Consider the following 12921-nt stretch of genomic DNA (forward strand, 5'->3'; position numbering starts at 1 on the left):
CTTGGGTTTCAACCCAAGGTCCGGCCGTGACCAAAGCGAGCCCCAACGTTTCGATGGAGAACCTCAATTCTTCGTGTTCGCTTCTTTCCACCACCGGATGTGCGGGTCGCTGGATTCGCCATCGCGGAAGAAGTTGCCGATTGCGAATTCGTCTACGCCATCAGCGTCCATGTCGGCGACCTCGAGTGTGAGGTGCCGTTGAAGATCCGTTTCAAGGATCTCTCCCTCAAACACACCCGCCTCGGTTTGTCGCAACAACAACAGTGACGGGGAACCACTTCCTTGCCATGCAACGATGGTGGGCGTGGCCAACAGTGCTCCCGCGATCACATCGAGATCGCCGTCTCCATCGAAGTCGCCTGCTTGAGCTCGCAACACACCGGGCATGCTCGCCAGCCGATGATGCCGGAACTCTGCCCGAGGTGCTTGCCCTGATTTTGCGGGTGAAGACTCCTTCCATTGGCGTTGATCCTCGAACGGATTTTCCAGCCACTGAATTTGATGATGACGTTTGGCTCCTCGATCGAACGAGTCGCCGTTGCTGTACAGCACATCGACATCACCGTCGCGATCCAGGTCGACCAGTTCAATGCCCGTCGATCCATAAGACGGATCGGGAGCCGCATGCATCACGACGTTTCGAAAGTGCCCGGTTCCATCGTTGAAGAACGCTTCGATCACTTCATGCTCTTGGCTGATCAACGCCACAAAGTCCAGGTGCCCATCGCCGTTCAGGTCGATCGTGGGAACGTTGACCGGCCCGGATCGCTCGTCAATGGTTTCCAACGTGAAAGCCTCCGCGCCAAGCTGAATGTCGACTTCGCCATCCCGACGCAATAAATACAGCCCGCCGGTTTTTCTCCACCCGAACACCGCCACGATGAAGTCGAGGTCCCCGTCGGAATCAAAATCGCCCGGCTGGACCTCGGCGACTCGGCCCAGCCCTTCCGCCAAAACGATCTTCTTCATCGTCCCGACTTCGTTGGCTTCCCCCGGTGCTTCTTGGTGAAGCGCGATGACCTGACCGAGGTCGCTGTCCGCGGCATTGAACTCACCCACATCCGCCACGATCAAATCCAACACCCCGTCGCCATCGAGGTCACAAGGCTCCACATGAACCGGTTGAAACAGGGTCGCCAATCGCTGGGGCGGTCGCTCGGGCTCACTGGGCCAACTTGCAAACAATGCTCCCGTGTTGACGTCGCACGCGACCAGGGCTGGTGAATCCCCCAATCCAGACGAGATCCATTGCAGATGACTGATCCCTGGCGGACGTGACGTTTCCAAATCGACCGGTCGCTGATCCCAACGGGCAGTGCTGGGGCCGAACTCTTGCTTCGCAAACGGCAAGTTCTTCGACTCTGGCGCCTGGATCTGAAAGAACTTCAATGCCTCGGTCCGATCGGGAACCACCAAATCGCTGCGTCCCGAATCCTTGTAGGTCATGTACATCTGGTCGACCAATTGCGGCCATTCATGCTTCGGGGCTCCCGCGGGTGATGGCATGACGTGACACGCCGTGCAAAAGACTTCGACTTGGGGGCGCACCCGTTCGACCAACCGATCCCCGATCTTCCGCGCATCAGACGTTGCCGCTGAAGTCGCTGCCTCCACACCGGGATCGACGGGGTCTTTGGGCTGGTCCGTTGACGGCGCGACCGTGCGTTTCCCCGCCTCGGGCGGCGCATCGGACCGAGGCGTGCAGCCGAGTTCGAGTGAAAGCACTCCAAGGGCGATCCCAATGCCAAACAAACGAACGAGTGTCGGAGGCGTGCCACGAAACAAAAAAACAATCCCAAAACGAGTGGAAACAACCCTGCTGAGAGTTCCCCAGCGTGCTCATTCGCAGAACCGGGAAAGGGATCCCAAGACAACGAAATCCTGTTCGCAGTGTAGCCCCGCCGCTGATCGCAAAGCAATTGCTGGGATACAATGGCGTTCATGAACGCACCTTGTTTTCCATTGATGAATTCCCTCCGCCGCCACACTGCCGGGATTTACCAATCCATTGCGATTGGTTTCTTGCTAGGACTCTGCGTGGGTTGCCCCAGCTCCACCCCGTCCATTGACCCTGGCCAGGAATCCACGGTCAAACGCCCGCTGGGTCGCATGCGAGTTTTGGGACGCACCGGCAAATGGGACGAGGCTTGGAACCTGCGTGACGCGGTGCTGGAAAAACACAGCGAGGATCCCGAAGCGATCACGTTTGTGGCTCGAGTCGCGCACCAAACCGGCCGAGCCAACCTGGCCGCCGACTACCTGGCGCAAGCCAGCCGAGTCGAGAACTACGCTTCGCCTAAACGCGTCGACGAGACGCTGATCGCGATGATCTCAGCCGGTCGAACTCACGATGCGATGGCATTCCTAGAACGAGTCGTGACGGCTCATCCGGATCGCCACGACACCCGAAGGATGCTGTTTGACCTCCAGATGGGCACGGAAGAACGCGACGCAGGGCTGCTCAACGGACAAAGCTTGATCCGAGATCGTCAGTTCGACCTGGAACTGCTGATGACGATGACCGACACCGAGATCCGGTCGATGGATGCCAAGCCGCTGGATGAAATGGTGGCCCGCAATCCGGACGACCTTCGTCCCTTGATTGGCGCGGCTCGATCCGCCTTGGACCAAAATCTGTTTGATGAAGCCCGAGAGAGCCTGGACAAGATCGTCCAGCGCCACCCCGATTACGCGACCGCCGCAGCCATGCGTTCGCTCTTGCTGGCCGAACAAGCGGACTGGGAAGAACTGGAATCATCGCTGGCATCAATGCCATCCCAGGTGACCCAGCGACGACACTTTTGGACCGCGATGGGCATGTGGGCCGAAGCCACCGGCAACCTTGAGGCGGCCGCCAAAGCCCACTGGAGAGCCACCCAGACCGACCCCGACATTTCGCGATCCTGGTTGGACCTGCAACGTGTCTTGCAATCCGATCCGCCGTTGGGAGTCGAACCAACCGTCGTCAAAGCCATCGGCGACCGAGCCAAACAACTCAATCGATTCAACCAACTTCGCCGACGCTTCGACCGGTCCGGCCGAATCTCACGATCGGTGATCGCTGAAATGGTGAGCGTCGTGAAAGATCTGGGCCGCCCCTGGGAAGCCGAAGCCTGGATCTCCATCGGCATGCAACTCCCCGAAGATGATTCGGTCGACCTGAAACAATTGCGTCAGGACTTGGTCGCTCAGCTTCGTCGTGACACACCTTGGCAAGAGGTGCAGAACCATCCGGAGCTGAAACTGGATCTTTCGGATTTCACATTCCAACCCTCCCTCGAACGATTCCTACAACAACAAATCAAAGAACAGGAGTCCGAGCCCGATCCATTGCGAAACCGAACTCCTGCCGCCGAGATGCCCCAAGCCGCCAGCGACCAAGTCCAACCGATTGAGTTGGTCGACGAAGCCCAGCAGCGAGGCGTTTCATTCTTGGCAGCGACGGGCCAAGACCTCGACCAGCCGGGAATCAGCCTGCATCAGACGCTCGGCTGTGGTGGTGCAACACTGGACTTTGACCTGGACGGCTGGAGCGATCTGGCACTGGTGACCGCCGGTGGCACGCCACCGCACAAGGATTCACCGCCGAATGTTTTGCTTCGCAACGAGAATGGAGTCTTCGTCACGGCACCGGAATCGGCCGGCGTGAACGATCGCGGGTTTGCCCAAGGAATCGCGGTCGGCGATCTCAACGAAGATGGCTGGCCTGATTTGCTGTGCACGAACTACGGACCCAACGTGTTGCTGATCAATCAAGGTGACGGAACCTTCGTCGATGAAACGGCCAAATGGATGGACCAACCTGACGAAACACGTTGGTCGACGGGCGCCGCGTTTGCCGACCTCGATTCCGACGGATTGACCGACATGGTCGTCCTGAATTACTGCGAAGGATTGGATCCTGTCACGTTTGTTTGTGGCGACGGGTCCGACGAACCCGCCCGGTCCTGTTCTCCGATGCGATTCCGTGGAGACCAAGACCAATTCTTTCGGACTCAGCCGCGCGGAGGCATTCAAGACGTCACGCAGGACTGGAACGTCCTTGCCACTGATCCCGGACGGGGACTTGGCGTCGCGATCGGTCGCTTTGAAGATCGACCAGGCAATCAAGTCTTCATTGCCAACGACATGACCAGCAACTTTTACTGGTCACCCTCGCCAGGTGATACGAACAGCAACTGGTCCGAGTCCGCCTTGCCTCGCGGGCTGGCCGTGGATGGTCGCTCCATCGCGCAGGGTTCGATGGGCATCGCGGTCGACGATTTCAATCAGGACGGAAAGATCGACTTCTACGTCACCAACTTCGACCAGGAATACAACACGCTGCACCTGCAAACCGGCCCTGGCAGCTATCGCGACTCCACCATGGCAGTGAACCTGGGCTCGGACACGCTGCCCTTGGTTGGCTTCGGAACCACCTCGACAGACCTGGACGGCGACGGGCAGAACGAATTGATCGTTGCCAACGGCCACGTCGACATCTTCCAACGCGATGACTTGTCGGAGGAACCCTCTCAGTCGTCCGCTCGCCGCAGTCTCTACGCTCAACCGGCGCAGATCTTTCGCCATGGATCCGATGGCCGATTTGAAACGGCACCCATGTCGGGCGAGTACCTTTCCCAGCCCCATGTCGGGCGCAGTTTGTGGACGATCGATGTCAACCGCGACCTCCGACCTGATCTGATGGTGACCCATCAAACCGAACCGGCTGCGATGCTCGTCAATCACACCGCTTCCCAATCCCCCAAACTGAAGATCCGAGTGGCTGGCACAGAGTCGTCTCGCGATGCGATCGGCACTTGGATCACCGTGACGGCAGGCGACTGGCAACGGAAACACTGGGTCATCGCCGGTGGAAGTTACTTCAGCAACGACGAAGCCGCCTGGACCCTGAGTTGCCCGGATTCTGCCGACAACGTCACGGTTGAAATCCGATGGCCAAACGATCAACCACAAACGTTCCAGGGCATCGCAACGAACTCGGAATGGTTGATGGTCCAGGGCCAGCCCAACGCGATTCAGCTTCCCTGAGCCGCCGAGAAGAGGTTGTGCCGTTTTACTTCACCCTCCCTTTGGGAGGGTCGGACCGCTTCGGGTCGGGGAGGGTTACGCGCTGGTTCCGATGCTCGACCCTCCCCTCGCTTCGCTCGACCACCGACGGACATGCCCGCGTCGCCACTCTCCCTCCCGCCGTGGCCATCGGCCACAGCGGGAGGGAGAGTTTTTCAGGGGGGCTCGTTTACCGGGGGTACCATCTGACATCCCTACCGGGATGAAGAAAGACAGAAGCCGGAAGAAAAGTTGCATCCGCTATCAGAGCACCAACAGCAAACATTTAGCAGTCCAGGAAAAACGTCCCGAAACGACAGACCACCAAGTCCGTCGATCGCCCCCCATCACAACCCGAACGCGTCAGCGAGGTACCCCACGGAATCCCCCCACGACGGCCCCGTCCGGGGCGGCGTACTGTTGGCCGCCATCGGTCTCGGGCTTCCGCCCCGAGCTAACGACGGCGGCCCCATCCGGGGCGATGCTGGGCAACCTCGCCCGCGACTTCGAAACAGCACAAAAAAACCCCGGTGAACTCACCGGGGTCGCTTTGATTTTGAGATCATCCACGACGCGGAAAACGCCAGGAATGAATCGCATTCACTCTTCGGTGACGCGAACGGTCTTCATCTTGTCGCCTTGCTCAATCGCATCGACGATGTCCTGGCCTTCGATGACCTTGCCGAACACGCTGTGTCGGTTGTCGAGGTGAGGCTGGGCTTCATGCGTAATGAAGAACTGCGAACCGTTGGTGTTCGGCCCCGCATTGGCCATCGACAAAACGCCGGGACCATCGTGCTTGAGATCGGGATGAAATTCATCTTCAAACTGGTAACCGGGGCCACCGCGACCGCTGCCTTCGGGGCAGCCGCCTTGGACCATGAAGTTGGGGATCACGCGATGGAAAACCAGCCCGTCGTAATACTTCTTCTCGCAGAGCGTTTCAAAGTTTTCAACGGTCTTGGGAGTTTTGTCGTCAAACAATTCGATGCGAATCGTTCCGCGATCGGTATCAAATGTGGCAACTTTCATCGGTCACTTTCGTCAAGGTAGTAAAAACGGTTCGTTGGTTGATTTTGATTGGGACCCCAGTTCCATTCCGGCAACTCGAGATCACAAATCGAGCGAAGATTCCAATTCACGAAGCTCTCGCTCGGTTTCGTCTTCAAAGGTCGTGTCGTCCGTCTGCGTTTCGTCGAGACGGGGGATGCTGGGAACGCTGGCGGACTGATTCGACGGGTCGAGTTCTTTGCGAGTCCCATCGGGCAGGATCAGGACGGCTTTTTCCACCCCGCCATCGGATCCCACTTTGACAGCGGCCTTGGCAGAGCCAGTGGTGCCTTCCAAGTCAAACACGATGAAATCGGGGTTCTGTTCGGCTTCGTTGACCGTTTCGCTGAAGTTCATGGACATCGATTCGATCGAACCGATTTCCTCGGTGACCTCGGGCATGCGATTCAAATCTTCTTTGACGGGTTCGAACACCACCGCCAAACCGCCAACCTTGGACATCGCGTACCAGCTGACTCCACAGCAAACCACCAACGACAGAAAACCAAGCCCCAGGACGATCGCCAGGATCATGGGCCACTTTTTCTTGGCCGGCGGTGGAACGCCAGGCCCACCCACGACTTCGGGAGTCAGCGGATTTTGATAGGCCCGATTCGGGTCAAATGGGTCGTTTGGTGTACTGGACATGATTCCCTTTTCGCCCACGCGATGGTGAAGATTCTTCCCTGACGAGCCCTTGACGAACGCCGTGGCCACGGTGACGGAAAGAGCTGGTCCGCAGCCTTCCCGCTCCCGTCACAATCATCCGTGTCGTGACAGCACGCACATTAAACCCAAATGCCGGTGGATTTGGTACCGCCCCAGAATCTTGGTTTTCGGAGCATTGGTAAATCGATTCAATTCGGGTATTTTAGGGAACTGTTGGCTGCATCTGACGCAAACTGAGTCGTTTGTTTTCAATTGCTGCGGTTGGGTAGAACCGTTTGTCTGACAGTTTCATTCTTTAGTTCTGGCAAAATCGCCAAGAGCGCCCGAAAGTCTTTAGGAGACACGCATCCATGACCAAGTGCAAATTGGAATACATCTGGCTCGACGGCTATCAACCGACCCAGAGCATGCGCAGCAAAACCAAGGTTGTCAGCGACTTCAGCGGCAACGTGGAAGATGCACCTGTCTGGTGCTTTGATGGCTCGTCCACCGAACAAGCCCCCGGCGGTGCCAGCGATTGCTTGCTGAAACCTGTTTACTGCGTTCCCGATCCAGATCGTTTGGGCACCGGATTCTTGGTGATGTGCGAAGTGATGAATGCTGATGGCAGTCCTCACCGTAGCAACGGGCGTGCAACCATCCACGACGACGACAATGACTTCTGGTTCGGCTTCGAACAGGAGTACACGATCTTCGATCCGGAAACCAAAAAGCCAATCGGCTTCCCTTCAGAAGGCTTCCCAGCCCCTCAAGGCCCTTACTACTGCTCCGTCGGTGCTGGCAAAGCAGTCGGTCGCGAAATTGTCGAAGAGCACCTGGAACTGTGCTTGGAAGCTGGCCTGAATGTCGAAGGCATCAACGCCGAAGTCATGATGGGTCAGTGGGAATTCCAAATCTTCGCCAAGGGCGCCGCCCAAGCTGGCGACGAGATCTGGCTCGCCCGCTACTTGCTGGATCGCACCGGTGAAAAATACGGCATGGAAATCAACTACCACTGCAAACCAGTCAAGGGCGACTGGAACGGCAGCGGCATGCACGCCAACTTCAGCAACACGACCCTCCGGACGTGTGGCAGCAAAGAAGTTTACGATGCGATCTGCCAAGCCTTCGAGCCTCGGATCACCGAGCACATCGATGTCTACGGTGCTGACAATGACCAACGTTTGACCGGTTTGCACGAAACGCAATCGATCGACAAGTTCAGCTACGGCATCTCGGACCGCGGTGCATCGATCCGCATTCCAATCGCCACCGTCGAAAATGGCTGGAAGGGCTGGTTGGAAGATCGTCGCCCCGCCTCCAACGCGGACCCATACATGGTTGCCAGTGCGATTATCGCAACGGTCAAGACGGCCAACGTGCCAGCCGGCGTCTGATGGACGTCCCCGGCCCAGGCTGCTGAGCCGATTCGATTGTGAGCGACTGAAATCGCAACACTTGAATCCACTCGAACTCTCGATGCCGAGTCACCCAGGTGACTCGGCATTTTTCATGCGCCGACATCGGGCGTCATGCCACTCAGCTTTCACGCAGAGCAACACGTCCCGTGCGCGAAACAGTTACAATACAAGCGCCGCGTCCACGTAGTTGACGCTTGTCCTTTTTACGTTTGTTACTGGAGCCCCCATGAACGTCTTGAACCTCCGGCGAGCCCTCGCTGTCCTTTGCTGCCTCACACTGGGCACCGCAGTTGGCTGCCCCTCGCAACCCACCACCGCGTTGGAAGACGCTGACCAGTCGGCGATCGACGCCTACCAGGCTGAACAAGAGAAAGACCTCGCGTCGATGGACGGTACCCTCGAAACCAAACCGTAACCAACGCTGTTTGAAGCCCGAGCGACTGGGATTCCATCCCTGTCGCTCGGGGTCAAGACGAAGGAACGGTTCATCAATCCGTTTTGGCGGAATGGCGTGAGCCACCTGGTCGTTGCTGGAGGACTCGGGTCGTTCCGTTGACACTCTCAAGACCGAAGTTGTTTCCGAATGATTCCTAAAAAAAGCCGGCTTCACTCAAATGAGCGAAGCCGGCTTTCGTTGTTCCTCAGCACCTTGGTTTGAAGGTTGCTTCGTGAGGGTCAAAACTCTTGGTCGATGATCTCACGACCACCCTTGGTTCCCATCGCTCCCCAAACGCCATACGGGCTCTTGGACCCTGGCTTCGCGGTTGCCATCGAGGCGCTTTGCCAAACCATCTCGTGGTTTTGGTTCCCGGCCTCGATCGAATCCGTGATGAACTTGATCGCTCCATCGCCCATCAAAATATGGGCGCCACCTTGGTGACGGCTCGATGGCGGGAACATTCCCGTTTGCCCCGCGTTGTTGCCACCACAGATCGCTGCATTCGGCGGAGCAATGGTGTGGATTCCGCTGAAATTAGGACGAAAATCGGCCCACTTGTAACCGCGGCCACCATTCACACCTTGGATCGAAGTTGTCGCAAGCCAAAACTGTGGACGTTCTGGGTCAATCTGGTTGTTCTCCACGCAGTAATTGGGGTTCAGCCGAACTTCATTGGGTGGGTTCCCATTGATCGACTGGATCCCACGCGTGTCCCGATCACCAAGATCCGTGAGCATCTCTGCCATCGCAACCGTGTTGGACAATCCATCCAAGACATCTCGGAATTTGGAAGTCGTGTGAGGAACGAACATACCTCGGTCAGCAGCACGCGAACGCTGCGCCCAGCCGCTGTTGTTCACCTTTTCGCCACTGGTCCCATCGTGTGACTTGGTCCCACGGACCGACCACTCCATGGAATCACCCAGGCAGGCACCGTAGTTCGTGCGTCCTTGACCTGGCAAACCCTGACCAGGATCGCTTGGACAACGAAGCGTTGGCATATTCGTCATCCAAGGCCGGTACTGCAAAAACTCGACCGCTGGCCCCATCGCGGGCCAAGGTACGGTCAGCGGTGTATTCAGGTCCAACGCGTTGACCAGGCTAGGGTTGCTGATTTCTTCCCACAGCCCCTGCTGTTCGACGAAAGGAGTCAGGCCTACCAGCATGCTCAAACGCCAAGCGTTGGCATCGCCATAGTTTGTCCACCAATTGGTCGTCACACCAGTGTTTCCAAACGGGGCGGCACCTCCATCTGTCCCACCCGTTCCGACCCCATGAATCGGCAGCTGGTTGTACGCCGAGTGGTAATTGTGAATTGCCAAGCCCAATTGCTTGAAATTATTACTGCAGCTCATTCGACGAGCTGCTTCTCGGGCGGCTTGCACGGCTGGCAGCAGCAGCCCCACCAAAACGCCAATGATGGCAATCACCACCAAAAGCTCCACCAAAGTGAAACCCTTTGGCTGGACACGAAAACGCTTCATAACAAAATCTCCCTAGAACAAAATGAAAAATCACACACTCATCTGGAGCAATGCGATGCGTTCCCATCTTAGGGATCCCGCCGGCAGCGGGTACACAAACATCCTGTAACAAAACCAAATTTTCGAGAGATTCCCCACCAGAGAAATCCATCTAGGCGGCTTCTCGCCCCATAAACACCCCCCAGGGAGCTGCATCAGACACCCCAGCGAGAGCATGCAAATCGAATTCAGCTCTGCAATCGGCTGCCATTCACGAGGCTCCCATCACCCGACTCAGCGTTTCAGACGGAGCATCCAAGTGTCTTGTGTTTTCACCCCACATCGGGCTTTACCTCGATCAGCAATCGCCGGTACGATTTGGCGTGAAACCCGATGGGCTGCGATGTGAATCACTCGGAATGTGCTTCCAAGCCCACAACTGAACACAGCAAAGGATTGTGCCATGGGTGGCGCTGTGACGTTATTGTTGGTCGCGACGATGGGCATCACCTTCGGATGGACTCCGGATGGTGCCGATGGGGTGAAATACATCATCCAAGTCCCGCCAGACCAACTCGATCAACTCGAGCGTGTGGGTGAAATCACCAGCACGATCTCGCCCGAAGTGCGGGGACGAGTCAGCGAAATCGTGATCCGAGTTGGCACCGGAAGTGTCCCTCGCGAGACACCTGCTCATTGGAACCAAACCAATGCGTCGCATCCCTCAGGGGTTTCGCAGGTGGTCTCGGACGAGAATGCGCTCCGCAGTCTGCCAATCGCCTCGGATGATCGTCGGCCGATTCCGATCCCGATGACATCGAACTCGACGCAACCAAGAATCATCCCTGGCAACGTCAACTCACCCAGCGTCACCCGGTTGATGAAACCTCAATCCGGAGGCATGAATCTTCCCGGTGGCTACGAACCTCCCGCCCCAACCACCGGACCTTCGACCAGCGGTTTCAACATGCCGCCCTCGTTGGCGCAAGGCGGCGTTGGATCCACCCCGGGCACAGGCGTCCCCAACACGGGCGCTGCCAACACAGCGTCACTCAACGACACGCTCCGCGCTGAAGCGGAAGCCTTTGCAGAGGCCACTCGGCGGAACCTCGGTCTGGGCATGCCCAGCACAGCGAGCAATGACCCGGCGGCGGCCTCGCGTGCCTCGTCGACGACCGTCGCTCCGCCCCCGTTCACCGGAGGCAACACGGCCTACTCGGGCACCACCAATCCCAACGCTGCGAACCCCTACACGGCGAACCCCGGAACATCCAATCCAGCCACCATGGATCGCTCCGCCCGAAACGGCGGCCCGTCGACCGCACCCACGTCCGCATCGACCGGATCGAGTGCGCCGCCTTGGCCCAATGATGACGATGACTGGTACGCACTGGGCAACCGTCCCGCTTCGCGTCCCTCCACCGCCCCTGCCACCAACCCGACAAATGGCTCCTTGGCCTCGGATCCTGGCGCTGCACCACGCACCGGCGCAGATCCAAGCAACCGAAACAGCCCCAACTCAGCCTTCAACACTGGCAATTTCAACCAAATGCCCGGCGGCCTGGGCGGACAAAATCCCTTCGGCCAAACAGCATCGGACTCCCTCGCCACCCCCTCGTCTCGACGTGACACCACCTACGCGACCTCCTCGCAAGGCGACGCCAACACGATCCAACGCTACGAATACGATCCCAAGCTGACTCCAGCCGAAGCGGACCGTTTGCCGCCCAATGGCTGGTCATTCAACACCGCGGGCATTCCCGTTGACCGAGAAGGCTACTTGCTGAATGCCTACGGCGAGCGAGTTGATCAAAATGGCCGGCCTCTTTCGAACTCGGCCTACGCCAACGAGAGCAACCGTTCCAACCCAAGCCTGGCCAGCAATCCCACCCCCAACCGTTCCCAGTCCTCGGGCATGCAGTCCAACGGCGCGCCGACCAACGGGAACCCGGGTTACGGCGGCAACGCGACCTACGCCAGCCAACAGGGCAGCAATCCAGGTCAGACCAACCAAGGCCAAGCCAATCCAGGCACCCATTTCCCCAACTACGCGGCCCCCAACACCGGGAACTCAAACACGGTTCCTCCTAACACTGGGAACCCAAACACCGGACCGCTCTACGCCAACGGCCAACAACCCGCCGCCCCCATGCCCAACGCCGGGCAACCCCAGTCCCAGTACCCGTACGGCCAGAATTACACACCGCACCAGATTCCCTACGCACCGACGAATTCCAATCCTGCCAACCCCAACATCAATCCGGCGACGGGTTATCCCTACCAATACGTCAATTTCACGCCCAACGCCAACAACCCTGGCGGAGTCGCCAGCAACACCTCTGCCTCGGGCGGCACGCAACCGGGAACTTCCAATGCAGGGCCTCCGCCCGGCAGAGGCGCAGGTTCCTTGGACGACAAAGACGCCCTCGGCAGCGCCATCAGCCAAGACCCTCGTGCGGACCGAGAAAAGGTGGCCACCCAAACGCTCTTCAACGCGCTGCTGCTGGTCTCTTTCGTCGCCAACCTCTACCTGATGTACTGGCTGAATGTCCTGCGTTTGAAGTACCAGGAAATGGTGGCAGCGAAACGTGCCGCCGCGAGCGCCAACTCAGCCGCGGTCGCCTGAATTCCCGCCCTCCCTCGAGGTCGTGCTGTTTTCAAACGCTGTGCCAGTAACGCCTTGAGAACCCCGCCCGTTGCAAACGGGCTTGTTGATCGACGACGTTTCGCAGATTGAGCGATCAGCCGATGGGCGTTCGCCTGGACTGCGAAATGTTTGGTGTTGTGGAACGTATTCGTTTGCGCAAGTTTTCATCCCGGTAGGGATGTCAGAGAGTAGCCGTCGGTAAGC

At 58.2% G+C, this 12921-nt stretch carries 8 protein-coding genes; 4 read left to right on the top strand and 4 right to left on the bottom strand.

Annotated features, from left to right (window positions below):
- Window positions 1-63: 63 nt before the first annotated feature.
- Window positions 64-1725: an FG-GAP repeat domain-containing protein gene (locus UH5x_RS11530; protein ID WP_482635736.1), complete on the bottom strand. Its 1662-nt coding sequence runs from the start codon at window positions 1723-1725 to the stop codon at window positions 64-66.
- Window positions 1726-2109: 384 nt separating this feature from the next.
- Here UH5x_RS11530 and UH5x_RS11535 point away from each other — a divergent pair, with 384 nt between their 5' ends.
- The gene (locus tag UH5x_RS11535) at window positions 2110-5031 is read left to right on the top strand and encodes an FG-GAP-like repeat-containing protein (protein WP_482635970.1); all 2922 of its coding nucleotides are present in this window, start codon (window positions 2110-2112) and stop codon (window positions 5029-5031) included.
- A gap of 618 nt (window positions 5032-5649) precedes the next feature.
- Here the strand turns inward: UH5x_RS11535 and UH5x_RS11540 are convergent.
- Window positions 5650-6081 carry a peptidylprolyl isomerase gene (locus UH5x_RS11540; protein ID WP_047814974.1) on the bottom strand — a complete coding sequence of 144 codons (432 nt, stop codon included), beginning with the start codon at window positions 6079-6081 and terminating at the stop codon, window positions 5650-5652.
- Window positions 6082-6162: 81 nt separating this feature from the next.
- Window positions 6163-6747, bottom strand: a complete 585-nt coding sequence (locus UH5x_RS11545; protein ID WP_482635737.1) for a hypothetical protein — start codon at window positions 6745-6747, stop codon at window positions 6163-6165.
- A gap of 371 nt (window positions 6748-7118) precedes the next feature.
- Here UH5x_RS11545 and UH5x_RS11550 point away from each other — a divergent pair, with 371 nt between their 5' ends.
- Window positions 7119-8144 (top strand): glutamine synthetase beta-grasp domain-containing protein, encoded by a 1026-nt coding sequence (locus UH5x_RS11550; RefSeq protein WP_047814975.1) that lies wholly within the window; start codon window positions 7119-7121, stop codon window positions 8142-8144.
- A gap of 250 nt (window positions 8145-8394) precedes the next feature.
- On the top strand, window positions 8395-8583 hold the full coding sequence (locus tag UH5x_RS11555; RefSeq protein WP_047814976.1) for a hypothetical protein: 189 nt from the start codon (window positions 8395-8397) through the stop codon (window positions 8581-8583).
- A gap of 260 nt (window positions 8584-8843) precedes the next feature.
- Here the strand turns inward: UH5x_RS11555 and UH5x_RS11560 are convergent, their stop codons facing one another.
- Window positions 8844-10091 (bottom strand): DUF1559 domain-containing protein, encoded by a 1248-nt coding sequence (locus UH5x_RS11560; RefSeq protein ID WP_047814977.1) that lies wholly within the window; start codon window positions 10089-10091, stop codon window positions 8844-8846.
- Between the two features lie 442 nt (window positions 10092-10533).
- Between UH5x_RS11560 and UH5x_RS11565 the strand changes: the two genes are divergently transcribed.
- The gene (locus UH5x_RS11565; protein ID WP_482635738.1) at window positions 10534-12696 is read left to right on the top strand and encodes a mu-protocadherin; all 2163 of its coding nucleotides are present in this window, start codon (window positions 10534-10536) and stop codon (window positions 12694-12696) included.
- Window positions 12697-12921: the final 225 nt, after the last annotated feature.

The sequence above is a fragment of the Rhodopirellula sp. UH5 genome (genome assembly GCF_056839225.1).